The organism is Bradyrhizobium sp. USDA 4461 (assembly GCF_054055655.1).
Map to the genome: position 1 here is coordinate 3,346,760 of NZ_JBSRXM010000001.1, position 26,970 is coordinate 3,373,729.

The 26,970-nt window shown below is 65.3% G+C and carries 25 protein-coding genes and 1 pseudogene; 14 read left to right on the plus strand and 12 right to left on the minus strand.

Going from position 1 to position 26,970, the window contains the following annotated elements; translation table 11 throughout:
* Positions 1–20: 20 nt before the first annotated feature.
* Entirely contained in the window at positions 21–866 is an 846-nt protein-coding gene (locus tag ACVINW_RS15600) for a protein-disulfide reductase DsbD domain-containing protein (protein WP_456752117.1), read from the minus strand.
* A gap of 136 nt (positions 867–1,002) precedes the next feature.
* Between ACVINW_RS15600 and ACVINW_RS15605 the strand changes: the two genes are divergently transcribed.
* Entirely contained in the window at positions 1,003–1,674 is a 672-nt protein-coding gene (locus tag ACVINW_RS15605; RefSeq protein ID WP_456752118.1) for a YqgE/AlgH family protein, read from the plus strand.
* 170 nt (positions 1,675–1,844) lie between these two features.
* Here the strand turns inward: ACVINW_RS15605 and ACVINW_RS15610 are convergent, their stop codons facing one another.
* Together ACVINW_RS15610 and ACVINW_RS15615 are read right to left on the minus strand one after the other, a co-directional pair.
* Positions 1,845–2,732, minus strand: a complete 888-nt coding sequence (locus ACVINW_RS15610; RefSeq protein ID WP_456752119.1) for a TauD/TfdA dioxygenase family protein — start codon at positions 2,730–2,732, stop codon at positions 1,845–1,847.
* Positions 2,733–2,835: 103 nt separating this feature from the next.
* The gene (locus tag ACVINW_RS15615) at positions 2,836–3,615 is read right to left on the minus strand and encodes an SDR family NAD(P)-dependent oxidoreductase (RefSeq protein ID WP_456752120.1); all 780 of its coding nucleotides are present in this window, start codon (positions 3,613–3,615) and stop codon (positions 2,836–2,838) included.
* A 176-nt stretch (positions 3,616–3,791) separates the two neighbouring features.
* Here ACVINW_RS15615 and ACVINW_RS15620 point away from each other — a divergent pair, with 176 nt between their 5' ends.
* Both ACVINW_RS15620 and ACVINW_RS15625 read left to right on the plus strand, forming a co-directional pair.
* Positions 3,792–4,526, plus strand: coding sequence for an SDR family NAD(P)-dependent oxidoreductase (locus tag ACVINW_RS15620; RefSeq protein WP_456752121.1), 735 nt, complete (start codon positions 3,792–3,794; stop codon positions 4,524–4,526).
* Between the two features lie 59 nt (positions 4,527–4,585).
* A complete protein-coding gene (locus tag ACVINW_RS15625; protein WP_456752122.1) occupies positions 4,586–4,963 on the plus strand; it encodes a CsbD family protein in 378 nt (125 codons plus the stop codon).
* Between the two features lie 123 nt (positions 4,964–5,086).
* Here the strand turns inward: ACVINW_RS15625 and ACVINW_RS15630 are convergent, their stop codons facing one another.
* Together ACVINW_RS15630 and ACVINW_RS15635 are read right to left on the minus strand one after the other, a co-directional pair.
* The gene (locus ACVINW_RS15630; protein WP_456752123.1) at positions 5,087–6,817 is read right to left on the minus strand and encodes an SGNH/GDSL hydrolase family protein; all 1,731 of its coding nucleotides are present in this window, start codon (positions 6,815–6,817) and stop codon (positions 5,087–5,089) included.
* Between the two features lie 307 nt (positions 6,818–7,124).
* Complete coding sequence (locus ACVINW_RS15635) at positions 7,125–8,504, minus strand: lytic murein transglycosylase (protein ID WP_456752124.1); 1,380 nt, start codon at positions 8,502–8,504, stop codon at positions 7,125–7,127.
* A 222-nt stretch (positions 8,505–8,726) separates the two neighbouring features.
* Between ACVINW_RS15635 and galU the strand changes: the two genes are divergently transcribed.
* Entirely contained in the window at positions 8,727–9,602 is an 876-nt protein-coding gene (gene galU, locus ACVINW_RS15640) for a UTP--glucose-1-phosphate uridylyltransferase GalU (RefSeq protein WP_456752125.1), read from the plus strand.
* A 283-nt stretch (positions 9,603–9,885) separates the two neighbouring features.
* On the opposite strand, the gene ACVINW_RS15645 is transcribed toward galU, so the two are convergent.
* Positions 9,886–10,839: a LysR substrate-binding domain-containing protein gene (locus ACVINW_RS15645; protein ID WP_456752126.1), complete on the minus strand. Its 954-nt coding sequence runs from the start codon at positions 10,837–10,839 to the stop codon at positions 9,886–9,888.
* A gap of 118 nt (positions 10,840–10,957) precedes the next feature.
* Between ACVINW_RS15645 and katG the strand changes: the two genes are divergently transcribed.
* Positions 10,958–13,132: a catalase/peroxidase HPI gene (gene katG, locus ACVINW_RS15650; RefSeq protein ID WP_456752127.1), complete on the plus strand. Its 2,175-nt coding sequence runs from the start codon at positions 10,958–10,960 to the stop codon at positions 13,130–13,132.
* 98 nt (positions 13,133–13,230) lie between these two features.
* On the opposite strand, the gene ACVINW_RS15655 is transcribed toward katG, so the two are convergent.
* The 3 genes from ACVINW_RS15655 to ACVINW_RS15665 form a co-directional block, all read right to left on the minus strand.
* Positions 13,231–13,431: a hypothetical protein gene (locus ACVINW_RS15655; RefSeq protein ID WP_456752128.1), complete on the minus strand. Its 201-nt coding sequence runs from the start codon at positions 13,429–13,431 to the stop codon at positions 13,231–13,233.
* Between the two features lie 271 nt (positions 13,432–13,702).
* Positions 13,703–14,713: an aldo/keto reductase gene (locus tag ACVINW_RS15660; RefSeq protein ID WP_456752129.1), complete on the minus strand. Its 1,011-nt coding sequence runs from the start codon at positions 14,711–14,713 to the stop codon at positions 13,703–13,705.
* A gap of 102 nt (positions 14,714–14,815) precedes the next feature.
* Positions 14,816–15,241 (minus strand): PaaI family thioesterase, encoded by a 426-nt coding sequence (locus ACVINW_RS15665; protein WP_456752130.1) that lies wholly within the window; start codon positions 15,239–15,241, stop codon positions 14,816–14,818.
* Between the two features lie 94 nt (positions 15,242–15,335).
* Between ACVINW_RS15665 and ACVINW_RS15670 the strand changes: the two genes are divergently transcribed.
* Both ACVINW_RS15670 and ACVINW_RS15675 read left to right on the plus strand, forming a co-directional pair.
* Positions 15,336–15,965: an NUDIX hydrolase gene (locus tag ACVINW_RS15670; RefSeq protein WP_456752131.1), complete on the plus strand. Its 630-nt coding sequence runs from the start codon at positions 15,336–15,338 to the stop codon at positions 15,963–15,965.
* 143 nt (positions 15,966–16,108) lie between these two features.
* Positions 16,109–17,317, plus strand: a complete 1,209-nt coding sequence (locus ACVINW_RS15675; protein ID WP_456752132.1) for a hypothetical protein — start codon at positions 16,109–16,111, stop codon at positions 17,315–17,317.
* Positions 17,318–17,332: 15 nt separating this feature from the next.
* On the opposite strand, the gene ACVINW_RS15680 is transcribed toward ACVINW_RS15675, so the two are convergent.
* A complete protein-coding gene (locus ACVINW_RS15680; RefSeq protein ID WP_456752133.1) occupies positions 17,333–17,632 on the minus strand; it encodes a hypothetical protein in 300 nt (99 codons plus the stop codon).
* Positions 17,633–17,836: 204 nt separating this feature from the next.
* Between ACVINW_RS15680 and ACVINW_RS15685 the strand changes: the two genes are divergently transcribed.
* Positions 17,837–18,316 (plus strand): hypothetical protein, encoded by a 480-nt coding sequence (locus ACVINW_RS15685; RefSeq protein ID WP_456752134.1) that lies wholly within the window; start codon positions 17,837–17,839, stop codon positions 18,314–18,316.
* Between the two features lie 64 nt (positions 18,317–18,380).
* On the opposite strand, the gene ACVINW_RS15690 is transcribed toward ACVINW_RS15685, so the two are convergent.
* Entirely contained in the window at positions 18,381–19,595 is a 1,215-nt protein-coding gene (locus tag ACVINW_RS15690) for an EAL domain-containing response regulator (RefSeq protein WP_456752135.1), read from the minus strand.
* A 58-nt stretch (positions 19,596–19,653) separates the two neighbouring features.
* Between ACVINW_RS15690 and ACVINW_RS15695 the strand changes: the two genes are divergently transcribed.
* From ACVINW_RS15695 to ACVINW_RS15720, 6 genes and pseudogenes are all read left to right on the plus strand, one after another.
* The gene (locus ACVINW_RS15695; protein ID WP_456752136.1) at positions 19,654–20,064 is read left to right on the plus strand and encodes a hypothetical protein; all 411 of its coding nucleotides are present in this window, start codon (positions 19,654–19,656) and stop codon (positions 20,062–20,064) included.
* Complete coding sequence (locus ACVINW_RS15700) at positions 20,061–20,324, plus strand: hypothetical protein (protein ID WP_456752137.1); 264 nt, start codon at positions 20,061–20,063, stop codon at positions 20,322–20,324. Before ACVINW_RS15695 ends, ACVINW_RS15700 begins: the two co-directional genes overlap by 4 nt.
* Positions 20,325–20,495: 171 nt before the next feature.
* Positions 20,496–21,443: a TAXI family TRAP transporter solute-binding subunit gene (locus ACVINW_RS15705; protein ID WP_456752138.1), complete on the plus strand. Its 948-nt coding sequence runs from the start codon at positions 20,496–20,498 to the stop codon at positions 21,441–21,443.
* A gap of 237 nt (positions 21,444–21,680) precedes the next feature.
* Positions 21,681–23,790: pseudogene (locus ACVINW_RS15710) on the plus strand (TRAP transporter permease).
* Positions 23,751–24,164, plus strand: a complete 414-nt coding sequence (locus tag ACVINW_RS15715) for a DUF1850 domain-containing protein (RefSeq protein ID WP_456752139.1) — start codon at positions 23,751–23,753, stop codon at positions 24,162–24,164. The pseudogene ACVINW_RS15710 and the gene ACVINW_RS15715 overlap by 40 nt, the downstream one beginning before the upstream one ends.
* A gap of 127 nt (positions 24,165–24,291) precedes the next feature.
* Entirely contained in the window at positions 24,292–25,098 is an 807-nt protein-coding gene (locus ACVINW_RS15720; protein WP_456752140.1) for an SDR family NAD(P)-dependent oxidoreductase, read from the plus strand.
* A 197-nt stretch (positions 25,099–25,295) separates the two neighbouring features.
* On the opposite strand, the gene ACVINW_RS15725 is transcribed toward ACVINW_RS15720, so the two are convergent.
* Positions 25,296–26,840 (minus strand): cation:proton antiporter, encoded by a 1,545-nt coding sequence (locus ACVINW_RS15725; RefSeq protein ID WP_456752141.1) that lies wholly within the window; start codon positions 26,838–26,840, stop codon positions 25,296–25,298.
* Positions 26,841–26,970 lie beyond the last annotated feature (130 nt).

The window sequence follows — 26,970 nt, forward strand, 5'->3', positions numbered from 1 at the left end:
CGACGAGATCGGCCGTCTGGCTAGTTCAAATTGATATTGAATTCGTAGCTTTTGTCGCCGCCGACCACCGTCAGCTTCAGCGCGGCGCCATTTGCCGTGGCGCCGGGCGGCAGACCGTCGAGCTCGAAGGAGAAGCGCTTCACGCCCGGGGGCGCGTGTTCGACGAGCTTGGGCACCGGCAGTGCCCAGTCGGGCGTCGGGCCCTCGACGAACAGGCTCAGGTCCTTTGGGTCCTTTGTTTCGGGCGCGGTGACATCGACCAGCACGTTGTTGCCGTCGCGCTTGACGTCGCGGATCGTGAACGGGACGGGGTCGCCGATATTGGCGGGCTTCGGCACCGCGTTGAGCGCTTCCGACAGCGCGGCGTCCTCGGTCGATGCGACGCTTGCGAAGGCGAGCTCGGCCTTCGCTTCCACCGGCACGCACAGCTTCTCGCACACCGCGTAGCTGATGTCGGCGCGCAGCACCAGCGGCTTGTCGGGATTCTTCGCGACGATGCGCAGCGGCAGCACCACCTGATGCTTGTAGCCGAGCGAGGTGCCGCCGGCGCCGTCGTCGAACTGGCGCGGCGCCGGCCACATCACCGTCACCGCATCGACATTGTCGGACTTGGAGAAATCGAACCGCGGCGGCACGCCGGAATCGCCTGGGGTCCGCCAATAGGTTTTCCAGCCGTCCTGCAGCTGGAAGGCAATGCCGCCCAGCAGCACCGCGCCGCTGCGCGATCCCGCGAGCAATCGCACCGCGGAATGGGTGTCCTGCTGCCACGGCGAGGCGTCGTCGGCACGAACCTCCGTGGCGACCAAGGCGACGGAGAACAAGGCGGCAACGCCAAATGCGCCCCGCAAGGGAACTGTGACGATCATGAGACGTCTTTACCTGCAACTTTCGGTGCAAACCATTGAATTGCTTGTGATGCATCGCCGCACTGCGGTCGATGGTTGATTGACAGAACCGCCACCCAATATCAGGATGCCAAATCAGCAGGAAAGGCCTTTGCGGATGCGCCCTGAAGGCAAAACAGGCAAGACAACAGGCAGGCCTCGCAAGACCGCCGCCGGCCGAAACCCGGCCGTCGGTCCCGATGCCGGCGACGATGGCTATCTCGATGGCCAGATGCTGATCGCGATGCCTGTGATGAACGACCCGCGGTTCGAGCGCTCGGTGATCTACATGTGCGCCCATTCATCCGAGGGCGCGATGGGCATCATCGTCAACCGTCCGGCCGGCAGCATCGATTTCCCGGGCCTCCTGGTGCAGCTCGACATCATCCAGAAGTCGGACCAGATCACGCTGCCCGAGAATGCCGAGATGATGAAGGTGATGAAGGGCGGCCCGGTCGACACCGGCCGCGGCTTCGTGCTGCACTCCAGCGACTTCTACATCCAGGATGCGACGCTCAACATCGACGACGGCATTTCGCTCACCGCGACCGTCGATATCCTGAAGGCGATCGCCAAGGGCGCCGGCCCCAAGCACGCCATCCTCGCGCTCGGCTATGCCGGCTGGGCGCCGGGCCAGCTCGAGAACGAGATCCAGCACAATGGCTGGCTGCATTGCGACGCCGATCCCGAGCTGATCTTCGGCACCGATGTCGACGAGAAATATGCCCGCGCCTTGCGCAAGATCGGCATCGAGGCCGGCATGCTGTCCAACGACGCCGGCCACGCGTAGGTAGCGGCGCCCCTTCCACATTCACGGTGTCGTCCCTTCGAAAGCAGGGACCCATAACCACCGCATTCAGTTGTAACGCGGCGCTGGGCCACAGCGTCACGCAACAACGGCGCCCTGTGGTTATGGGTCGCGCTTCGCTTCCGCGGGACGACAGCTGTTGTCGCGTCCCGCTACTCTGCCGCTTCCTGCGCCACCGTCGGCTGGGTACCGGCCACCGTGGCGCGGCGCATGTCGCGGGGTTGCGACTGGTCGTAGCGGCGGACGCGGTGCACGGTCTGGCGGTTGTCCCACATCACGAGGTCATGCACCGTCCATTTGTGGACGTAGACGAACTCCGGCTGGGTGGCGTGCTCGGTGAGATCGCGCAGCAACAGCCGCGCCTCCGGCATGCTCATGCCCCGGATGGCGCCGGCATGCGACGACAGGTACAGCGACTTGCGGCCATGCACCGGATGGGTACGCACCAGCCGTTGCAGCACCGGCTTGAACATCTCTTTCTCTTCGTCGGTGTAGTCGAGGAAGCCGAGCGAGCCGCGCGAATACATCAGCGAGTGTTCGCAGATCATGTCCTCGATCTCGGCCTTGGTCTCGTCGTCGAGCGCATCATAGGCCGCGCGCATGTCGGCGAACTCGGTGTTGCCGCCCTTCGGGTTCACGACGCGTGCCGACAGCAGCGAGAATTTCGCGGGGATCGGCCGGAACGAGCTGTCGGAATGCCACAGGCAGTTGCCGAGATTGAACAGATGGGTGCGGTGATCCTTCGGTAGCGGCTTGCCGTCCTTGCCGAGATTTCCGACATCATTGAGCCCGGAGGAGAGGCGGTAGTCCTCCTTCTTCGTCACGGTGCCGCCGCGCGAGGTTTCGCGCTCGCCGAAATTCAGCGCGAACGCCATCTGCTGCTCGTCCGTGATGGCCTGGCCGTGGAAGACGAGCACGGCGTATTTGTCCATGCCGGCCTCGATGTCGCTGGCTTCCTGCTTCGTCAGCGGCTTGCGCAGGTCGACGCCGGAGACCTCGCCGACGAAATGCTTGTGAAGCTGCCGGATCAGGACCGTCATGGCGGATATCTCCCCGTGCTGTTGCGGGCGGTTGTCCCGCTTCGTTTGCCGAGAAGGCTACTCCCGAGCCGCGCGCTGTCAACGCTTCGGGGAAAGACGCGGGTCAGGCATTCCGCGCCATCAACCCGCCGTCGACCGGAATCACCGCGCCGGTCAGGAACGATGCGGCGGGCAGGCACAGGCTCAGCGTCATATGCGCGACCTCTTCCGGATCGCCGTAGCGCGCCAGCGCAGTGCGGCGCTTGGCGTAGATCGTCTTGTGCTCCTCGGAGATGCGATCGGTGATGGCGGTGCGGATCGGGCCCGGACAGATGCAGTTCACCGTGATGCCTTCGCGTCCAAGTTCCACCGCGAGCGAGCGGGTCAGGCTGGTGACCCCGCCCTTGGCCGCGGAGTAGGGGCTGTGCAGACCCGTCGCACCGAGAGCCTCGGTCGAGGCGATGTTGACAATGCGCGGCGAGCGCGATTTGCGCAGGTAGGGCAGTGCGGCGCGGATGATGCGCGGATGCGCCGTCAGCATGACCGCGATGCCCTTGGCCCAGGCGTCCTCGTAACCGGGATCGTCGATCGGCACCCGCACCGAGATGCCGGCATTGTTGACGATGATGTCGAGCCCGCCGAAATGCGCGGCGACATTGTTGACGACTTTGGTGATGGCGTCGCGATCGCTGACGTCGAGCGTCCAGGCTTTGGCCGAGCCGCCGCTTGCCGAAATCTCCTTCGCCACCGCCTGCGTGCCTTCCTCGGTGAGGTCGGTGACTGCGACATTGGCGCCTTCATCGGCGAACACCCGCGCCGTGGCGCGGCCCATGCCGCTGGCCGCGCCGGTAACGAGAACGGTGAGGCCCTTCACCGAACGGCTGAGCTGCTTGTATTCGGACATGACGGACCTCCCGTTGATTTTCTTGTCGTGTGAGACGGCAACGCTCGCACCTCTCGGCAGAGACGTCAAACCGGCGAGCTCTTATCGGCCTGCGTGCAGCGCGTTAACGCAAGTTCTGCGTTGGCTTTTCGCAAAGGATCATGCTCAATCAAGACAACAACAGAGAGGAACGCGCGATGAACGAGCTCGATTTCAGCGGCAAGCAGATATTGGTGGTCGGCGGCTCCAGCGGCATCGGCAACGGCATCGCGCAGGCTTTCCGCGCCAAGGGCGCGCGCGTTGCCGTGTACGGCACCCGCGCCAAGGCGAGCGATTATTCCGCGGAGGAAGGCTCGCATCTCGATGGCCTCGCCTATGCGCAGCTCGACGTCTCCGATCCGCAGGCGATCGCAAGCCTCACGCCGTCGTTCGATCGGCTCGATGTGCTGGTGCTGGCGCAGGGCGCGGTGATTTACCGCCGCGGGGAATTCGAGATGGAGGGTTTTCGCAAGGTGCTCGAGGTCAATCTGATGAGCCTGATGGCCTGCGCTACCAAATTCCACGCGATGCTCACCGCGAGCAAAGGCTCGCTGATCATCGTGAGCTCGACCGCGGCCTATCATTCCACGATGGGCAATCCGGCCTACAACGCGTCGAAAACCGGCGCGGTCGGGCTGACGCGCACGCTCGGCGAGGCCTGGGCCGAGAACGGCATCCGCGTCAACGGCATCGCGCCGGGCCTTGTCGACACCAAGATGACCAAGGCGACGACGGCGAATCCGAGGCGCCTCGAAGGCGCGCTCGAGCGCATTCCGCTGAAGCGGCTCGGCACGCCCGCCGACATGGCCGGCGCCGCCTTGTTCCTGGCCTCGCCGCTCGCCTCCTACGTCGTCGGCCAGACCCTCGTCGTCGACGGTGGGCTGATCCTGTAGTTCCAGGAACTTGCGCGCGCTTGCCCGGTTAGCTCCCTGACAATTCAGGGAGCGTCACGATGGACAAGGATCGGATTTTCGGAACGGCAAAGGAGTTCGCGGGCAAGGCCGAAGGCGCAGTCGGCGAGGCCACCGGCGATGCGCAGACCCAGGCCTCGGGCGGCGCGCGCCAAGCCGCCGGCACGGTGCAGGATCTCTACGGCCAGGCCAAGGACGCCGCGCGCGACGCCGCTGACACGGCCGTCAACTACGCCAAGGACGCGTACGAACATCGCGGCGAAACCGTTCGCAGCGGACAGAAGGCGATGGCGCATGCGGTGCAGGACAATCCGCTGGGATCGCTCTTGATCGCCGGCGGTATCGGCTTTGCGCTCGCGCTGTTGATGACGCGCCAGCCGCGCCGCCCGCCGCCGTCACGCTGGCGCTATTACGGCTGAGACCGCAGGGCGGGTGAGCGATAGCGTAACCCGCCATCTCTCCGCGCAAGCAATATCGGCGGGTTACGGCTCGCCTAACCCGCCGACCATTCTTTCACGATCTGAAGGCGCGTCACGCGCCGTCTACTGCCAGGGATTCCCCGGCGCTGCGGCGCGCTGTCCGACGCCGCGCGGTGGCCGCGGTGGCGGGGCGACTAGCGGGCGCTGCTGCGGCGCGCCGAATCCGAACAGGTCGCGCAGCCAGGGCTGGGTCTGTGGCTGCTGCTGTTGCTGCGGTTGGGCCTGGGTTGGACGGAACGCGCGGCGTTGTGGCTTCGGTGCGGTGATGATCGAGCCGTCGGGCGCGATCGCCGTGGTGGAGGGCGGCGGATTTGCCGGCCCACCCGCGGGCGCGGCTGGCGTCACCGCGGCAACCGGCACGTCGCCCTTGGCTTGCTCGCGGCCGATCTCGCGGCGCGGCCAGGCGAAATCGTCGGCGCGGCCGGCCGGCGGGGCCAGGGCCTCGCCCTTCACCAGCGTGCGGGCGGCGAGCGCATCGACCGCGGCGGGCCGCGAGCCCGGGCCGCCGAGCAACTGATCGGTGCCGACCGTCGAGGCGACCAGCGGCAGCACCGGGCCTGCCAGCGGCCGCGGCGCCGGCTTGCCGGGCTCGGCGCTGGCATCGGGCGTTGCCGGCTCGCTCGGCAGCGCGATCGGGCCGGAGCGCACCGCAAGCAGGCGGGTTACCTCGCGCTCGACATAATGCGCGAGCTTGCGCGCACCGGCCTTGGTGAAGAACACGCCGTCATCGGTGCGCAGCTTGCGCGGCTGGCCTTCGAAGTCAGGGCCCTTCGGCATGAAGCGGCCGGCCTCGTCGACAAAGCCGTCCCAGACGTCGACATAGGTGATGCCGGCCTTGCCGGCGCCGTCGCGATACAGCGCGTCGAGGAACAGCATGTCCGACGTGCCCTTCTGGCCGCGGATCGCAGGCAGGCCGACCCACAGCACCGGCACGCCCTTGCTCTTCAGCACATTGATCAGCTCCTCGATCTTCTTGCCGTAGAGCTCGACCCAGCGGTCCTCGCGGAAATCATAGACGCCATTGGGCGAGCGCGCGGTCTTTTCCGGCGCGGCCTGCGCATCATTATCGGCGTCGTCGGGCGACAGCTCGGGATCGACCGGTTTGGTATCGGTCTTGGCATCGCTCTTGGCATCATTCTTGGCGGCGGCATCGGGCTTGTCGCCCGGCTTTGCGTCCGGCTTGCCGCGTGTGTCCTTCTTCTCGTCTTTCTTGTCGGCCTTTTTCTCCACCACCGGTTCGCGGAGCGACGTACGATCGTTGAGGCCGAGCATCACGACGATGGCGTCCGGGTTCTCGGTGGCGAGAATGCCCTTGGCGGCGGCCGCCCAATCCGCCGGGTCGCCCTTGGGCTGATAGCGGATCAGGCCGGACACCGTCTTTGCCTTGCGGATCACGCCCATGTCGGGTTGGTCGGAATACGCATCCTCGAGGCCATAGGCGAGCCAGTCGGCCATTGCATCGCCGATCACGAGCACGTTGCGCTCGGCGGCGGCTTCGCGCTTGGCCGGCGCCGGTGCGCGTGAGAAATCCTCGCGCGGCCGCTGCTGCTGGGGCTGCGACTGCGGGTGCTGCTGCTGGAATGGCGCGAAGAAATCGCCGCCGAACCAGCCGCCGCCACCACCGCCGCTGCGTGGCGGCGGCGCGCGGCGTGGAGCATCGCCGAAGCCGGGGAAACCGAAGAACTGCGCCGAGGCGGGCTCGGCAATGCCGATCAACAGCGTAAGCGCCACCGCCAGCGCCACCAGCGGGCCGGCTTCGGTGAATAGGCGCAGGAAGGACTTCGGCTCTCGCATCGGGGCGTCGCAATGATCTGGAAGTACGTCAGCATATTAGCGGAATCGGGCCGCAAGCGGGCAGCTTTTCCACCATAAATCGGGTGCCCCCAGCCGCCGTCAAGACGGGCGGCAAATATCGGATTTCACGGTTACTTTTGCGGGGAGGAGGGGGCCTGACGTCACCGCCGGCGGAACTCGGCTCGCATGGCGTGAAGAGCCGTAGCCCGGATGAAGCGAAGCGCAATCCGGGCCCGAACCAACCGCGTCGCGAGGACCCCGGATTACGCTTGCGCTTCATCCGGGCTAAAGGGCCGCCGGCGCGGCCCTACCGCCCCCGCAGCCGGTCCAGCACCTCAGACGTGGCAAAACCGTCGGCCGGCGCGCCGATCGAAACCTGGAAGCCGCGCAGCGCCTCGCGGGTCTGGCCGCCGAACTGGCCGTCAGGCGTGCCCTTGTAGAAGCCGCGCTGAGCCAGCAGTTGCTGCAACTCCAGCCGCTCGGCGCGCGACAGCACCCGTTCCTGGCGCGGCCAAGGCTGCACGAAGGGTTGGCCGCCGCGCAGCCGATCGGCGAAATGGCCGATCGCGAGCGCGTAGGCCTCGGCCGGGTTGTACTTCATGATCACGCGGAAGTTCTGCAGCATCAGGAAGCCCGGACCTTCGGCGCCAGCCGGCGCCAGCAGATAGGCCTTGTCGGATGGCCGCGGGAACGGCTGGTTGTTTGGCCGCTTGACGCCGAGCTGCTCCCATTGCGACAGCGGCATCACCTTGGCGCGGTCGGCCAGCATGTAGTTGAGGCCTTGCGGCAGCACCACCTCGTAGCCCCAGCTCGCGCCGGTCTGCCAGCCGTCCTTCTTCAGATTGTTGGCGGTGGACGCGATCAGGTCGCTCGGATTGTCGACGACGTCCCGGCGGCCGTCGCCGTCGCCGTCGACCGCGTAGCGCTTGAACGCGGTCGGCATGAACTGGGTCGGGCCGAACGCGCCGGCCCAGGAGCCGCGCAGCTGTTCGGGCCTGAGATCGCCGCGGTTGAGGATTTCCAGCGCCGACAGGAACTCGTCCTTGAAATAGGCCTGGCGGCGGCCGATGCAGGCGAGCGTCGCGGTCGACTGCACCACGCTGCGGTCGCCCATCTGGGTCGAGTAGTTCGATTCGATGCCCCAGATCGCAGCGATGATGTAGCGATCGACACCATAGGCCTTCTCGGTTGCGTCGAACTGCGGCTTGTATTTCGCGAGGATCTCGCGGCCTTTCGCCAGCCGCGCGTCGCTGACCAGGATATCGAGATAGTCCCAGATCGCCTTGGTGAATTCCGGCTGCGAGTCGAGCAGATCCATGATGCGCAGGTCGGGTTGCAGGCCCGCGGTGAAGCGCTCGAAATTCTGCTGGGTGATGTTGCGCCGCGCGGCATCTGGCCACATCCCGGCGACGCAGTTCGGGAAGTCGGATGCGGCCTGGCGGATCGCGGCGGCGGTCATCAGCGGATGGCCGGAGGCGCCGTCTTCGCCGCTCCAGGGCGGTGTTGCGCCATCCTGTCCGGTCGCAGCCTGCGGCGGGCTCGCGTTCGGCCCGGAAAAGATGCTGTCGATCAGGTTGGTCAGGCCGTTGCCCGCCGATTGCGCCTTGGCCCCGCCGGCCAGCAGCAGGGCCAGCGCGACCAGGCTCGCGCTGCAAAGTCTGGTCCTTGATGTTCCGATCGAGCGCATGTGTCGTATGCCTGTCAAAAACGTGCTGTTCCAGAAGGACCCGGGACGGTTTCCAATAACTTAACAGAGGCGAGGTTTTGTTGCCGCACGCATGGCTGACGGGAACGGCGGAATTAAGCCGCACCACACATCCGCCTTTGTTGGCGGCTGCAAAACGGTTACCAAGGGCATGATTGATTTCGTGCCGCCGTCCCACCCCATTTCAAGGCTTCCGATAATCCCATGAAGATCCGCAAAGCCGTATTTCCCGTCGCCGGCCTCGGTACCCGCGTGCTGCCCGCCACCAAGGCGATGCCGAAGGAAATGTTGACGATCGTCGACAAGCCCCTGATCCAGTACGTGGTCGACGAGGCGCGGGAAGCCGGCATCGAGCACTTCGTGTTCGTCACCGGCCGCAACAAGGGCGTCATCGAGGATCATTTCGACCGCATGTTCGAGCTCGACACCACGCTGGCGCAGCGCGGCAAGAAGACCGAGCAGGAAATTCTGGCGCAGAATCAGCCCGAAGCCGGCGCGATGAGCTTCACCCGGCAGCAATCGCCGCTCGGGCTCGGCCATGCGGTGTGGTGCGCGCGCGACATTGTCGGCAACGAGCCGTTCGCGGTGGTGCTGCCCGACGAGCTGGTGCTGAACACGCCGGGGTGCCTGAAGCAGATGATCGACGCGGCCAACAAGCTCGGCGACAAGTCGAACGTGATCGCGGTCGAGGCCGTCCCCGACGAGCTCACCCATCAATACGGCATCTGCAGCGTGGGGAAGCGCACCGGCAACATCTTCGAGGTCGACCGCATGGTCGAGAAGCCGCCTCAGGGCACCGCGCCGTCGAATCTGTCGATCACCGGCCGCTACATCCTGCAGCCGGAGATCTTCGACATCCTCGCCACTCAGCAGCGCGGCGCCGGCGGCGAGATCCAGCTCACCGACGCGATGATCGGGCTCGCCAAGACGCAGAAATTCTACGGCGTCGAGTTCGAGGGCGAGCGACATGATTGCGGCTCCAAGCCCGGCTTCCTCCGCGCCAACATCGCGTTCGGCCTCAAGCGCCCCGAACTGCGCGACGGCCTGATCGCCGAGATGAAGAAGTATCTGGAGAAGTAGGGCCACTGCCGCGGCGAAACCGAGAGCAAAGCTCAGGCGATCCTGTCGCGAGAATGCGGCTGTATGACTCTCCGCCCGTGCAACAAATTTAGTGTCGTCCCTGCGAAAGCAGGGACCCATAACCACCGATGTTCGTCGTTGCACAATGCTAGAACGACGAGTCGAGGTCACACAACTCGGGCCGCGGCGTATGGGTCCCTGCTTTCGCAGGGACGACGGTGGTGGATGTGGCGCGAGGCCCGCGTCAAACTCAGAACGCTGCCTCTACGCGCCACTGCACCAATCACGCGACCTTCCGTCGCCCCGCGCGCTTCGCGTCCTTGCCGCCATCTCCCTTCGGCGCGCGCAGTTCGCGGGCGGCGAGGCTCACCACTTCGGCGATCTGCTGGAGCTGCGCGGCGAGCGGGGAGGTCTTGCGCCAGACCATGCCGATGGTGCGCGAGGGCTGCGGGTGCTTGAAGCGCGAGACCGTGACCGGCGCCGAGCGCGTCTCCACCGTCACCGCCATCTCCGGGATCAGGGTGACGCCGATGCCGGCGCCGACCATCTGCACCAGCGTCGACAGCGAGCTCGCATCCAGCACCTCGCGCGGCGGCGAGGATTGCATATTGCAGAACGACAGCGCCTGGTCGCGGAAGCAGTGGCCCTCCTCGAGCAGCAACAGCCGCATCTCGCGCAGCATCTCGGCGCTCGGCACGGGGGTCTTGGCGTCCTCGCCCGGCCGCACCAGCAGGAAATTCTCCGAGAACAGCGCGACCTCGGTCAGCGACGGTTCCGACACCGGCAGCGCCACGATCGCGGTGTCGAGCCGGCCCTCGGCGACTTCCTTGATCAGCTTCGGCGTCAGCGTCTCGCGGACGTGGATGTCGAGCTCGGGATGCAGCCGCGCCAGGGTCTCGATCACCTTCGGCAGCAGATATGGCGCGATCGTCGGGATCATGCCGACACGCAGGCGGCCTGCGAGCTTGTCGCGCGAGGCGCGCGCGAAGTCGCCGAGCTCGTCGACTGAGCGCAGGATGTCGCGGACGCGGCGCAGCAGCTCCTCGCCGAACGCCGTCAACGTCACCTGCCGCGCGCTGCGCTCGATCAGCACGCCGCCGACCGCCTGTTCCATCTCGCGGATCTGCATCGACAGCGCCGGCTGCGACACCGCGCAGGCGTCCGCGGCGCGTCCGAAATGCCCGTGGCGGGCCAGCGCATCGAAATACCTCAATTGCCGGAGTGTGACATTTATCATCAGATAATCTTATCGGTGTGATCACTAAAGTCAATTTCACCTGATAGATTGGGGCGCGTAGAATCTTTCTTGGAAGAGCTCCAGCACATTCCAGAATCCATCACCTCGGAGAAGAAACATGGACGCAAAAACCGACGAAGGCGCGGGCAAATGCCCATTCGGCGCAAGCCCCCGCGCACGCACGAATCGTGACTGGTGGCCGCAAGGACTCGACATTCAGGTGCTGCATCGGAATTCGGATCTGTCCGATCCGATGGGAAAGACCTTCGACTACGCCAAGGAATTCAAGACCCTCGATCTCAACGCGGTCATCAAGGACCTGACGGCCTTGATGACCGAGTCGCAGGAATGGTGGCCGGCCGACTACGGTCACTACGGCGGCCTGATGATCCGCATGGCCTGGCACTCGGCGGGCACCTACCGCATCACCGACGGCCGCGGCGGCGCCGGCGCCGGTCAGCAGCGTTTTGCTCCGCTCAACAGCTGGCCCGACAATGCCAGCCTCGACAAGGCGCGCCGGCTGCTTTGGCCGATCAAGCAGAAGTACGGCAAGAAGATCTCCTGGGCCGACCTGATGATCCTTGCCGGCAATGTCGCGCTGGAATCGATGGGCTTCAAGACGTTCGGCTTTGCGGGTGGCCGCGCCGACGTATGGGAACCGGAAGAGCTGTACTGGGGCCCGGAGGGCACCTGGCTCGGCGACGAGCGTTACAGCGGCGAGCGTCAGCTCTCCGAGCCGCTCGGCGCCGTGCAGATGGGCCTGATCTACGTCAATCCGGAAGGTCCGAACGGCAAGCCGGATCCGGTCGCTGCCGCGAAGGACATCCGCGAGACGTTCTTCCGCATGGCGATGAACGATGAGGAGACCGTCGCGCTGATCGCCGGCGGTCACACCTTCGGCAAGACCCATGGCGCGGGCGATCCGTCGCTGGTCGGTCCGGAGCCGGAAGCTGGCGCGCTCGAGGACCAGGGTCTCGGCTGGAAGAGCAGCCATGCCAGCGGCGTGGGCACTGATGCGATCACCTCCGGCCTCGAGGTGGTCTGGACCCAGACGCCGACCAAGTGGAGCAACTACTTCTTCGAGAACCTGTTCAAGTATGAATGGGAGCTGACGAAGAGCCCCGGCGGCGCCCAGCAGTGGGAAGCCAAGGGAGCCGACGCGATCATCCCGGATCCGTTCGATCCGTCGAAGAAGCGCAAGCCGACGATGCTGACCACGGACCTCTCGCTGCGCTTCGATCCCGCCTATGAGAAGATCTCGCGCCGCTTTCTGGAGCACCCCGATCAGTTCGCGGACGCGTTCGCCCGCGCCTGGTTCAAGCTCACCCACCGCGACATGGGTCCGATCGTGCGCTACCTCGGCCCGCTGGTGCCGAAGGAGACGCTGATCTGGCAGGACCCGATCCCGGCGCTCGATCATGAAGTGATCGGCGACAAGGATATCGAGGCGCTCAAGGCGAAGATCCTTGCCTCGGGTCTGTCGGTGTCCGAGCTGGTGTCGACCGCCTGGGCTTCGGCCTCGACCTTCCGCGGCTCCGACAAACGTGGCGGCGCCAACGGTGCGCGCATCCGTCTTGCTCCGCAGAAGGACTGGGAGGTCAACGAGCCGGCGCAGCTCAAGACGGTGCTCTCCAAGCTCGAGGCCATCCAGAAGGAGTTCAGCACCGGCGGCAAGAAGGTCTCACTGGCCGACCTGATCGTGCTCGGCGGTGCGGCCGCGATCGAGAAGGCGGCCAAGGACGGCGGCATCAGCGTGAAGGTTCCGTTCACGCCCGGCCGCATGGACGCGTCGCAGGATCAGACCGACGTCCAATCCTTCGCTCCGCTGGAGCCGCGGGCTGACGGTTTCCGCAATTACGTCAGCGGCAAGCATCAGTTCATGATGCCGGAAGAAGCGTTGGTGGATCGTGCGCAGCTGCTGAAGCTGACGGGGCCGGAAATGACCGTCCTCGTCGGCGGACTGCGCGTTCTCGGCGCCAATGCCGGGAAGTCCAAGCACGGCGTCTTCACCGGCAAGCCCGGGACGCTGACCAACGACTTCTTCCTCAACCTGCTCGATATGTCCACCGAGTGGAGCCATGTCGGCCAGGGCGTCTATGAAGGCCGCGACCGTAAGACCAAGGCGGTGAAGTGGACCGGCACCCGCGTCGACCTGATCTTCGGTTCGCACTCGCAGCTGCGGGCATTCGCCGAGGTCTACGGCCAGTCCGACTCGAAGGAACAGTTCGTGAAGGACTTCGTCGCGGCCTGGGCCAAGGTGATGAACGCCGATCGCTTCGACCTCGTGAAGTAAGCGGCCGGCAATGGCCATCAGGGCAGGGCGGCGCTTCGGCGCCGCCCTGTTTCATTTCAGGGACGTCGTTCGGGACGAAAGGCTTTCCGCAGCGTTGCTCAGTCGTGCAGCTTCATGTCCCGGATCATCTCCTCGAACTCCGCCTGCGATGGCGGCGCCAGCGAAGCTTGCGGCGCGCTGCCGGTCGCGGCAGGCACGTCACATCGCATGGCGTCGCGCCGCGGCTCGAAGATTGCGGTCAGGCTCGCCCAGCACACGAGGAGCGCCACGATGCAGTCGAGTACATTGGATGCCGTCATGGCAGCACCAGCATCAGCATTGTCATGCCCTGATGCTGCAGCCGACCCGGGCTTCGCGCAATTCGGAAGCTGCGAAACGTAACTTCGGCGCAGCCGAGTGGACACCGTCATTGCGAGCCACCCGGTTCGGCGCGAAGCGCCGCCGGATGACAGGCTCCGCGAAGCAATCCATCGTGCCGCATGGAGAGATGGATTGCTTCGTCGCTCCCGCTCAATGAGGGCGGATGGAATCGAATGTCCAACCCTGATTCGTGCGTCGCCGTTACAGCGGCTATCCGCTCCGCGCCCGGCGCCCTTCGATCGGATAGGCGGGATCGTTGAAGCCCGGCGTCGAGGGATGGCCTGTCACGACGAGGCGGTCGATCAGGGCTTCGTCCTCGGCGGTGAAGCGGTAGTCGAGCGCGCGGATGTAGTCGTCCCATTGCGCTTCGGTGCGCGGGCCTGCGATCACCGCGCTGACGAACGACGAGTTCAGCACCCACGACACCGCGAACTGCCCGGCGGTGATGCCGCGGCTCTCGGCATGGCGCTTGATCTCCTGGGCGAGCTCGAGCGATTCCGGCCGCCACTCGGTTTGCATCATGCGCTTGTCGTTGCGCCCCGCGCGGCTGTCCGCCGGCGGCGCCGCGTCGGGGGCGTATTTGCCGGTCAGGACGCCGCGCGCCAGCGGGCTATAGGGCACGATGCCGAGGCCGTAATAGGCGCAGGCCGGGAAATGCTCGACCTCGGGCATCCGGTTCATCGCATTGTAATAGGGCTGGCTCGCGACCGGGCGATCGATGCCGAGCCGATCGCAGATGTTGCAGATCTCGGCGACGCGCCAGGCGCGGTAGTTGGAGACGCCGAAATAGCGCACCTTGCCGGCGCGGATCAGGTCGCCGATCGCGCGCACGGTCTCGTCGAGCGGCGTCGCGTGGTCTTCCTTGTGCAGATAGTAGACGTCGATGTAGTCGGTGCCGAGCCGCTTCAGGCTCTCGTCGGCGGCCTGCAGCACCCAGCGCCGCGACAGCCCGCCATGATTGGGATCATCGCCGATCGGATTGGCGAGCTTGGTCGCGAGCACCCAGTTGGAGCGGCTGTTGGCGATCGCGCGGCCGACGACCTCCTCGGACTTGCCGCCATTATAGGCGTCGGCGCTGTCGATGAAGTTGATGCCGGCCTCGCGCGCCTTGGCCACGATCCGCGACGAGGTCGCCTCATCGGTCGGCCCGCCGAACATCATCGTGCCGAGACAGATCGGCGATACCTTCAGGCCGCTGCGGCCGAGTTGGCGATATTGCATCGATCGTTCCTCCGGATGTCATTCCGGGATGGTCCGAAGGTCCGACCCGGAATCTCGAGATTCCGGGTTCGATGCTGGCGCATCGCCCCGGAACGACGATGATCAACTCTCGTTCTTCAGGATCTTGAACACGCCGTTGGCCATCGCGATGCAGCGCTTCTCGACGGTCACCTCGGCGCTGATGAAGATCAGGCTGCGGGTCGAGCGCACCACGCGGGGCCGCGTCGTCAGGATCTCGCCGATCTTGCCGGCCTCGACGAAATGGGTGTCGAGCTGCACCGTCGCAAGCGTCGGCTTGCCCGAGACGAAGCGCGCGGCCATGCCGCAGGCGCGGTCGGCAAAGGTCATGATCACGCCGCCCTGCACCAGCCCGCGACGATTATGGTGCTTATCCTCGGTGATCAGCGCGAGCTCGAGCGCGCCGTCCTTCAATCGTTCCCACAACGGGCCGATCAGGGTCAGGAAGCCCGTGGTTTCGGCGATCTTCCAGCCGTCGGATTTGAGGTGGTCCGCGGCCTTGGCCGTCATGAGGAGAGGAATCCCTTGCTTGCAGATGATTGATCGCAGGAGGCATGTCGTTCGACTCATTTCATCAAACGCTGATGTGTTGTAGTCAAGCTCAATGGCCCGCACATTTGATGATGCCACCCGGCGGAATATCGCAGAGCTCTGTGCCGCATTCGCGCGTCAGGCCGCGGCCGACGCGGCGCCGGCGCTGAAACGCGCGGCGGTCGCGATCGCGCTGACCGAAGGCGATGATGGCCGTGGTACGGCGTTCCTGCTGACCCGCCGCAGCGCGCGCTTGCGTGCGCACAGCGCGCAATGGGCGCTGCCGGGCGGACGCTGCGATGCCGGTGAGACCCAGGCTGAAGCCGCGCTGCGCGAATTGCAGGAAGAGCTCGGCCTCAAGCTGTCCGAACGCGATGTGCTCGGCCTGCTCGACGACTATCCGACCCGCTCCGGCTATCTGATCACGCCGGTCGTGGTGTGGGCCGGTGCGCATGCCGCGATCACGCCGAATCCGGACGAGGTCGCCTCCGTGCACCGCATCGGCCTCGATGCGATCGAACTCCAGGACGCGTTCAGCTTCGTCACGATTCCCGAGAGCACCCGGCGCGTGATCCGCTTCCGCCTCGGCGGCCAGCAGATCCATGCGCCGACCGCCGCGTTGATCTATCAGTTCCGCGAGGTGCTGGCCGGGCGCAGCACCCGTGTCGCCGATCTCGAGCAACCGGTGTTCGCATGGAAGTGACCGCCATCACCCCGTCGTCGGCACGGCGTTGCGCGGGCAATACCGCATTGTGGCGAAAATTCTGGAGCCGATCGCGGCATCCGGCCGCTTCGATCCGGACAATTCCGGGCTGACTTCGCGGCCGCGCTTGCTACAACGAGGCCATGCGCCCGCAATTGATTCGCCCCTGCCTTGGACTCGTCGCGCTCGCGCTCACTGTCGGCGCGCCGTCTGTCTTGGCTGGTGTCTTGGCCGGCGAGGCCGATGCGTTGCCGCCGTCGGTCGCCAATGCGATGGCGCAGGCCTCGCCGCAGGCGATCATGGACTATCGCCGCAAGCTGCAGGAGTACGAGGAGGCGCGCGCTGCCTTCGAGCAGGACGCCGGCGCCTATTGGAACGCGATCGCCGACAAGCGGCGCACTCGCAATGCCAAACGCCGCGACCGCGTGCAGATTGGGCTCGACGACTACGTGCTGCAGCAGCCGCCGGTCTATGAGGGCCCGAAGCGGCCGGTCAATCCGGCACCGGAAGAAGAGGGCGGCAAGCCGCCGCGGCCGCCGAAAACGATTCCGGTGGTCTCCGATCTGGTCAGGGCGGCCGCCGAACAATTCCAGTTCATGCCGCAGCGGCCGACCAGCGAGGTCGAGTTCAAGCGCGCCTATGCCCGCTACGCCCGCGCGGCCGGGCTGACGCCGGAGCAGGCGGTGCGGGTCTATTCGTTCGAGACCGGCGGCACCGGCAATTACGACGTGCAGGCGGGCATCGAGCACGGCGGCAAGCGCGCGATCTCCACGGCGATGGGCTACAACCAGCTGCTCACCACCAACACCGTCGAGCTATTGGCCGAGCAGGGCCATGAATTCGTGCGCGACCTGACCGAGCGGGTGGCGCGGACGCAGGGGCCGGCGCGCAAGGCGATGGAGCACAAGCTCGCGGTGCTGAAGAAGATGGTGGCGTTCACGCGCACCGTGCCCGACGACTGGTCGGCGCATCAACGCCTTGCCGACACGCCGCAAGGCTGGGCCTGTCACGCCATGGTGCTCGACATCGATGTCGGCCCGATGCTGCAGACCCACAAGCTGCTCACCTCGGTGATCTTCGCGCGCAACAAGGGCTACGGTCGGCCGCTGACCGCGGCCGAGCTCGAGATGATGAACCTGACCGGCGACGGCACCGGGCTCGACATGGTGACCATGCCGCAGGCGATGCGCGAACAGGTGCCGACCGCGAACTTCTTCCAGCGCTCGGGCTATGAGCGCAACCCGGTCGCGATCCGTCACAACACCGTGGCCAGGCTGCTTGCCGTCACCAATGAGCGGATGGACTTCAACAGCAACAAGCCCGGCGCCAAGGAATTGGCCGCTGCGTTCTGAGGTCTGCTGGAAGCCTCAGTTCGAGCCAAACATGAACTTGCCGTCGCCTTCGAGATAGGGCCCGGAGCGCATGTAGAGCTGGCCGTTGTGGCCGATGAAGAACAGCGTCCCCTTCGGCACCTTCTTGGCGCCCTTCAGCAAGGTGCCGGCATTGTTGGTCCCCATCTTGTAGGCCCAGGTCTTGCCGTCCTTGTCATAGGCATAGCCCATGTCGGTCTTCAGCTCCCAGGGCGCGGCCTCCTGCGCCGATGCGCATGTCGTCATCGCAGCAAGGGTCGCTGTCGCAAAAAAGGTCTTGGTCAAAAAATGCGTCATGATCCACCTCCGGCCGAAAAACGGCGTCGTCCCCACGCCTTTGAACAAATCACGAACGCCATTCGCGCGTCAATACGACAATCGGCGTGGCTGCTTACGCAGATCATCGAGTTTGTGATTTCCCGTATCAAGCTTGGCGACTATTTTCGCGTTACCGTTTACAAACGCTTCGATTGCCAGAAACGTTACTGGGGGATGATCAGGATGAGCCACGTCATGAAAATCGGTATCGGTGTCGCTCTGTCGTTCATGACGCTGGCGTCAGTCGTGCAGGCGGACGAGTTCAAGCTCTCCAACAACCAGCGAATCTCCTGCAGCCGCGGCCTCTCCGCGGGCAAGCTCAACACCTCGACCTGCAAGTCCTACGCCTATCTGTTCAACGCCAAGACCTCCGAATACTTCCGTTGCCAGGTCTCGCTGGCGCTGACGCGGGACAACAAGGAGGTCATCAACGTCCAGGCCGACGGCGGCTGCACCAAGAAGCCGCGCATCTTCGACACCGACGGCAATTACACGTTCGATGCCACCGAGACCGAGCCGCCGAACACCAACTCGTTCTTCGGTCCCGGCGGCTATGCGATCTGGGCGAGCGACGCCAACACCCAGAAGATTCGCGGCTGCATCACGATCTCGTCCGGCCTCGGCTCCGATATCTCGAAATGCCTCGACATGACGTTTCAGTAACGGCGGCGCGGCCCGCGTGAATGCGGGCGCTTCCGGCGTGGTAGTGCCGTCGAACCGCCATGGGTCAGGAGGCCGGCTCTTTCTCCGAGAAGTGCATGCGTGAGCGGGCGAACTTCTTGACGCCCATCGGCTTGCCGAACAGGTAGCCCTGGACCTGATCGAAATCCATCTCATGCGCGGCGAGGAAGTCCGCGCGGGTCTCGACCCCCTGGGCGACGACCTGCGCGCCGCTGTCGTGGGCGAGCTCGACGACACGCCGGCACACCGTCTGCTTCAGGCGCTGATCGGCGCAGCCGGTGACGTATTGATGATCGACCTTAAGCTGAACGAACGGAAAATTCGGCAGTCCCAGCAAGGACGGCCAGTTGGCGCCGACATTGTCGATCGAGATGCCGATATTGTGCAGCCGCACGCGCCGCGCGACGTCGATCGCGAGATCCAGATTGTCGATGACCTCGGTGCTGTCGATCTCGATCAAGAGGCCGGCGAAGGCCGCATGGTCCGGAATCCGGTAGCAGAGCTCGCGTACCGCATCGTCATCGGCGAGAAACGAGATCGGCAGGTTGATCGAGAGATTGACCGGCCCGATCTGCTCGAGCAGATAACGCCAGTCCTCGATCGCGCGCGCGATCACGAATTCGGACAGCGCATGAAAATGCGGATCGCTTTCATCCGGAATGAAGTAGGCCGGCGGCACCACGCCCCATGCCGGATGGCGCATCCGGATCAGCGCCTCGGCACCGCTCGGGACCAGTGTCCGGAGATGGATTTTCTGCTGATACCACAGCTCGAGCCAGCCGGCCTTGAGCGCTTCGTGGACGTCGACGGCCGGGCTCGGCGCGGGCTCGAGCGGCAGCAGCGACGCAAGACTGTCACGCAGGGTTCCGGCGCTGAACGGGGTGGACAGTGCCGGCAGCATGGCGATGCCGTACTCATCGCCGATCTGCCGGACCGCCTTGACGATGATGGAGTCCGGTTGGCCGATCACGAGGACCTTGCCGCCGTAGTCCTTTCTCACCAAAGTCTCGAGAATTTTACTGACTTCGATGCCGTCCACGGACACCCCGAGCACCAGAAGATCGGGCCGTTCCGCGTCCAGCACGGTGTCAAGTTCCAGTGCCTGGCTGCATTCACTGGTGATGAAGCCGAGGTCGTCCAGCGCCTCCGCGAGGAAGGTCCGGAGGTGTTTTTTGCTGTCTGCTATGCATGCGCGAGGGGTCAGCTTGCGATGTCCGAACCAGCCGGCTCGTGCGTGTCCGATGTGACTGATGTGATTCATGCCCGCCTTGTCCGTAATTACCCCGGATTGACTCGTACATCCTGGAGCGGCGGCAATCATGGAAATTTCTGGTTCATACATTGATTGCCTCGCTAACCTTAAAGGATTCAATTCGAGTCAAATCACGTTGGAATTGCTGCATCTTGCCGCTGTCATGCGTGCAATAAATGCGTCATCTGACGTTCATCAGCGTGATCGTGGCCGAACTTGGGGCGACAACAGAAGCGTCGTGCGCGTGTTCCAATGGGAGACGACGTTAATCACTGTGTTGCCGCTTCGAGATGAGCGCGAAGCTGCACCATTGTTGGACATCAGATTGCTTCGCGCGGCGCGATGTGAGTCCCTGCCGAGCAACGACGGCGAATCACAGATCACCTGCTTTGCGATGTGCATGCAGGTGAGCGTGACGTCGCCGTTGCCGTTCGCAACGTCTCCGGCATCAACGCGCAGTGGCCGAGCGGCAAAATGAAAGGTCACGGTCGAGACCGCGAAGATCAGCAGCGGCTTGCAGGTCAGCAGCACGCAAAGGCCGGATGGCCGGTGATGCCGCCTGCCCTGCGCCTCCGCGACATCGTCCAGCCCGCGCGCGACCTGGTGATTGATGACAGCGTCGCGGCGATGCCGACAAGCGCCATCGTCGCGAGCAGCCAGAACTCCATGACGGGACCAAACCAGAAGGCAGTGCCGCCGGCGATCGCGGCCACCGCGTTGCCGTACGGCTGCAAGTGATACCTCGCGGGCGGGAACGCGCATCTCAAGCCGCTCGCCGGGCGCGAGTGCCCGCGCAGGTAAGGTGATCCTGCCGTCAGGGTTTTCCGCCGCGCATGCGTCATTTGGATGGGTTGACCCGGCGGGGGCGGGCGGCCAATTTCCGGCCCGGCTTAGGGGAGAATAATGCTCATGAATTCAAGGTTGATGGCTGCCGCGGTCGTGGCAGCCAGTGTTTTGTCCGCGCCCGTCGCACAGGCCGAGCAGTTCATTAACGTGCTCACCGGCGGCACCTCGGGCGTCTACTATCCGCTCGGCGTCGCGATCGGAAAGATCTACGGCGACAAGATCGCCGGCGCCAAGACCCAGGTGCAGGCGACCAAGGCTTCGGTCGAGAATCTGGTGCTGCTGCAGCAGGGCCGCGGCGAGATCGCCTTCACGCTCGGCGATTCGCTGAAAGCGGCCTGGGAAGGCGACGCTGAAGCCGGTTTCAAGACCAAGCTCGACAAGCTGCGCACCATCGGCGCGATCTATCCGAACTACATCCAGATCGTCGCAACCGCCGAAAGCGGCATCAAGACGCTGGCTGACCTGAAGGGCAAGAGCCTGTCGGTCGGCGCGCCGAAATCCGGCACCGAGCTCAACTCGCGCGCGATCCTCGCGGCCGCCGGCATGAGCTACAAGGATCTCGGCAAGGTCGAGTATCTGCCGTTCGCCGAATCGGTCGACCTGATGAAGAACCGCCAGCTCAGCGCCACGCTACAATCCGCCGGCCTCGGCGTTGCCTCGCTGAAGGATCTCTCGACCTCGAGCGAGATCACGGTCGTCGCCGTGCCGAAGGAGACCGTCGACAAGATCGGTCCTCCCTTCGTCTCGGTGATCATCCCGGCCAACACCTATACCGGTCAGGACAAGGATGTGCCGACGGCTGCGGTCGTGAACTACCTCGTCACCTCGAGCGCGGTGTCGGACGATCTCGCCTATCAGATGACCAAGCTGGTCTATGAATCGCTGCCGGAACTCGCCAACGCCCACGCCGCGGGCAAGGAGATCAAGCTCGAGGCCGCCGCGACCGGCAGCCCGGTGCCGCTGCATCCCGGCGCGATCCGCTTCTACAAGGAAAAGGGATTGATCAAGTAAGGCCGGACAAGCCGACCTCCACCGTCATTGCGAGGAGCCAACGGGTCGCGCGAATGCGCGCCCGATGACAGGCTCCGCGACGAAGCAATCCATTCGTTCCGCATGTGCCGAACGATGATTGCTTCGCGGAGCCTGTCATCCGGCGGTGCTTCGCGCCGGTGGTCGAGTTTTTTCTCGGTTTCGGGACAACGGCCAGGTAGCTATAAGCGCCGTGGGCACGGCGGGGGATTTCATTCAATGCAGCAGCAGATTGCGGGCGAGCAGCCCATCAAGGTTGAATTCGACAATTTCGAGCACGGCTTTCCGGAAGGTTTCGGCCCGGGCGGCTGGGGGCGTTTGGCCTATGCCATCGGGCTCGCCTTTGCGGTGTTCCAGCTCTACGTCGCGGCCTTCAACTACCTGCCGAGCCAGGTGGTGCGCGGCGTCCATGTCGGCTTCCTGATCCTCCTGACCTTCGGCCTGATCGGCAATTTCACCGCCAAGACCGATTTCGGCCGGGCGGTGAGCTGGATCGTCGGCGCGGCGGGCTTCCTCTGCGGGCTCTACCAGTGGATCTTCTATGCCGATTTGATCGCGCGCGACGGCGATCCGACCCAGATGGACCTCGCGGTCGGCACGCTGCTCGCGATCCTGATCTTCGAGGGCACGCGGCGGCTGATGGGCGCGGCGCTGCCGCTGATGTGCGGCGCCTGTCTGCTCTACTGGTTCTTCGGGCAGTACCTGCCGTCGCCGTTCAACCATCGCGGCTATGACTTCGACCAGATCGTCACGCATCTGTCGTTCGGCACCGAGGGCTTCTACGGCGTGCCGATCTACGTCTCGGCGACCTACATCTTCCTGTTCATCCTGTTCGGTTCGTTCCTCGAGCGGGCCGGCATGATCCAGCTGTTCACCGACGTCTCGCTCGGCCTGTTCGGCCGCACCCGCGGCGGCCCGGCCAAGGTCGCGGTGTTCGCCTCGGGCATGATGGGCACGATCTCGGGCTCCGGCGTCGCCAACGTCGTCACCGTCGGCCAGTTCACGATTCCCCTGATGGTCAAGTTCGGCTACCGCCGTGCGTTCGCCGCCGGCGTCGAGGCCACCGCCTCGATGGGCGGCCAGATCATGCCGCCGGTGATGGGCGCGGTCGCCTTCATCATGGCGGAGACGCTCGGCGTGCCCTATTCCGAGATCGTCAAGGCGGCGGTGATTCCGGCGATCCTGTATTTCGCCTCGGCATTCTGGATGGTGCATCTGGAAGCCGGCAAGCACGGTCTCGTCGGCATGAAGCGCTCCGAGATCCCGAGCGCCTGGAAGGCGCTGGTGGGCGCGCTGGTACCTGGTGTTGCCGCTCGCAGCTTTGGTCTACATGCTGTTCGAAGGCTTCACGCCGCTCTATGCCGGCAGTATGGGGCTTGCGCTGACGGTCGCGCTGATCCTCGGCGCCAGCATCACGCTCGGCTTCTCCAACACCGTCGTGCGCTATATCTTCTGGATCGGCCTCGCGCTGGTGGTGGCCGCGGTGTCGCGCCACGGGCTCGAGATCGTGCCGGTCATGAGCGTCGTCGCCGGCCTGATCGCGATCGCGGCGATCACGCGCGGCGGCCGGGCCACGCTCCGAGCCTGCCGTGACTCGCTTGCCGACAGCGCCAAGTCGGCACTGACCGTCGGCATGGCCTGCGCCATTGTCGGCACCATCATCGGCATGATGACGCAGACCGGCGTCGGCACCATCTTCGGCAGCTGGATCATCGGGCTCGGCGCCAAGAGCCTGTTCCTGGCGCTGATCATGACCATGCTGCTGTCGATCCTGCTCGGCACCGGCATCCCGACGATCCCGACCTACATCATCACCGCGGCGCTGGCCGCGCCTGCGCTCGCCAAGCTCGGCGTCCCCTTGATCGCAAGCCACATGTTCGCGTTCTACTACGGCATCATGGCCGACCTTTCGCCGCCGGTGGCCCTCGCAGCCCTCGCGGCTGCGCCGATCGCCAGGGAGAATCCGGACAAGATCGGCTGGGAGGCGATGCGGATCGCGCTGGCCGGCTACGTCATCCCCTTCATCTTCGTCTATTCGCCGGCGCTGATGCTGCAGGCCAACGATCCGATGGCGGCCCAGCTCGGCTTCTATGGCGCGGTGGCGCTGGCGACCTTCAAGGCGCTGGTCGCGATCGCGCTGTTCGGCATCGTCGCGATCGGCTTCCTGTTCACGCGGCTGACCTTGATCGAGATCGCGGTGGCGTTCGCCGCCGCGCTCTGCCTGCTCGGCGATTTCCGCTTCTCGGACACGGCGGGCTTTACGCTCGCGGCAGCCGTCGTGCTATGGCAATGGCGGCAGCGTCCGCGCGATGCGGTGGCGGCGGCTTGAGCCTCTGCCTTGCATCCGCCGGTGTCGTGAAGACGCTGTCGATCGCGGCCTTCACGCTCGCCTGGACGCATTCGATCGAGAAGACCGCCTGGCAGGAAGACTGGCGGGTCACGCCGGCCGGGCTTACGCTGCAACAGGCGCGCATCAAAGGCACCGGGGCCGGCATGGAGCCGCCGCCCGAGGCGCGCCTCGTCGACGGCTGGTTTCAATGGTCGCCGCAGCCGGTGCCGAGGCCGGAGGTCGTGCTCGGCAATTCCGGCGCCGCCGGCGAATGGCACCTGTGCCATGCGGGACGCTGCCAGACGCTATCGGAGATTTTCGGGCATCCGATCGGTGCTAATGTCACGACGATGACTGTGTGTCGCGATCCGTAGCCCGGATGAAGCCAACGGGTCGCGCGAATGCGCGCCCGATGACAAGCTCCGCGTAATCCGGGGGCGCTGTTCCCGGATTGCGCTTCGCTCCATCCGGGCTACAAGAACAACAAACGGGAGAAGACCGATGGATCGGCTCAAGGGCAAGGTTGCGATGGTGGTCGGCGCGGGCTCGATCGGGCCCGGCTGGGGCAATGGCAAGGCGACCGCCGTGACTTTTGCGCGCGAGGGCGCCAGCGTGTTCTGCGTTGATCGCAACGGCGCGGCGGCCGAGGAGACGGTCAAGATCATCACCGAGGAGGGCGGCAAGGCGACGGCCTTCACCGCCGATGTCTCGCGCGCTGCCGAGGTCGAGGCGATGGTCGCGGCCTGCCTGAAGGCCTATGGCCGCATCGACGTGCTTGACAACAATGTCGGTATCGCCGAGGTCGGCAGCGTGGTGGAGGTGGCGGAAGCCGAGTGGGACCGCGTGTTCGCGGTCAATCTCAAGAGCGCCTATCTGTCGATGAAGCACGTCATCCCGGTCATGATTAAGCAGGGCGGCGGCTCGATCATCAACATCTCCTCGATCGCCTCGATCCGCCATGTCGGCATTTCCTATGTCAGCTACAATGCCAGCAAGGCGGCGATGAACCAGATGACGCGCTCGACCGCGGTCGAGTTCGCCTCCAGGCATGTCCGCGTCAACGCGATCCTGCCCGGGCTGATGAAGACGCCGATGGTCGCGCATTCGGCGGGGCTCGCGCAGAGCTATGCCAAGGGCGATGTCGAGGCGATGTGGCGCGCGCGCGACGCGCAGGTGCCGATGGGGCACATGGGCGACGCCTGGGATGTCGCCAATGCCGCGCTGTTCCTCGCCTCGGACGAGTCGAAATATGTCACCGGCATCGAGCTCGTGGTCGACGGCGGCATCACCTCCAAATCTGGTGCCTGAGAGGGACGTGAACCTATCCATCCGTCATTGCGAGGCGCGTTAGCGACGAAGCAATCCATGTCACGGCAAGCGGAGCTCTGGATTGCTTCGCGGAGCCTGTCATCCGGCGGCGCTTCGCGTCGACCGGGTGGCTCGCGATGACGGGGATAGAGTTCGCGCGTACTGCGCCCTTATCGCTTATCCTTGATCCGAGTTGATCACGCCTCGACGCTGAGTTCGGCGCGGTCGAGCTCTTCCTCGACCATGTGGAATGCGTCGTCACCGATGGTCTCGGTGCCGCGCAGCTTGAGCAGCGCCTGGCGGGCTGCGGCGATGGCGCGGCGGCGCAGCGGATCCGACGGCAGCTCGCGCGAGGTCAGGCCGCCGTCGGGGTCGTTCTCCGCGCGCAGCAGCACGGCGCGGTATTCGAGCCGCAGGATCTCGGCCTCTTCGGACGGGTCCGCATCGATCTCCTCCAGCGCGGCGCGAAACACCACGCCGCGGGCAAGGGCCGCCTCGCGTCCGACCGGATCGTCGTCTGCGAAATTCAGCGCCAGGATCAGCGGCCGCAGGGTCAGGCCCTGGATCACCAGCGAACCCAGCACCACGGCAAATGCCGTGAGCAGGATCAGGTCGCGATAGGGAAACCATTCGGGCAGCGCAAACGCGGCCGCCAGCGTGACGATGCCGCGCATGCCGCACCACGACACGATGAAGCCGCGCTTCAGCGTCGGCACGTCGCCCACCACATGGGAGGGCAGCCAGTTGCGCGCCTTCAGCATGCGCAACAGCGCGCCGTACGGCATCACCCAGAGGATGCGGGCGACGATCACGACGGCTAGGATCGCGGCGGCAAAGCTGCAGTATTTCCAGCGCACCTCGGCGTCGAGCTCGGACCAGATCGGGCGCAGTTGCAGGCCGATCAGCATGAAGGCCAGCACGTTGAGCACGAATACCACGGTTTCCCACACCGCATAGGAGGACACGCGCAGCCGCGCCGAGGTGCGGGCCGGCGCGGTGCGGGCGATGGTGATCGCATAGGCGATGATGGTGAGAATGCCGGACAGCCCGAGATGCTCGGCTGTGATCCACACCATGAAGGTGCCGCCGAACTGTGTGATGATCGCGCTCGGCGCCTCGGTGATGCGGCGGGTGATCATCATCCAGACCCGCGCGAACAAATAGCCGGCGGCGAGGCTGCCGACCAGCGCGACCGCGATCGACGGCACGAACTCGCGGATCTTCATGTGCTCGGCGGCGACCAGGCCGACCGCAACCCGATAGATCAACAGCGAGGTGGCATCGTTGAGCAGGCTCTCGCCCTCGAGGATCTTCTGGATCCGGTACGGCAGGGTGACCTGGCGCAGGATCGCGGTGGCCGCGGCCGCGTCCGGCGGCGCCACGATGGCGCCGAGCGCGATTGCGACCGGCCAGGGCATATCCGGGCGCAGCCAATGCGCGGCCACGGCGACCGCCGCCGTCGTGACGCCGACCGCGACCACCACCAGCGTCGAGACCGGCAGCCAGTTGTTGCGGAGATCGCGCAGCGAGGTGTCGAACGCGGCATCGAGCAGCACGGGCGCCACGAACAGCGCCAGCGCCAATTCCGGTTCCAGCGCCCAGGTCGGCGCCCATGGCAGCAATGTCAACAGCACGCCGCCGATCGCCAGGAAGGTCGGGTAGGGCACCTTGATCCGCCGCGCCAGCGCCGACAGCGCCACCGCTGCGAGCAACAGGCCGATGATCCATTCGAACGTGAGCAAGACGAACCCCCAAAGTGCGGCGCGCGACCTGCAGCCGATCATCGCAATTGACGTATAATCCAGCGTGTGGTTTGGCGGCAATTGCTGCCGGACATCGGAGGCTGGCGGTTCAGGCGCGGGATGTCTTGTC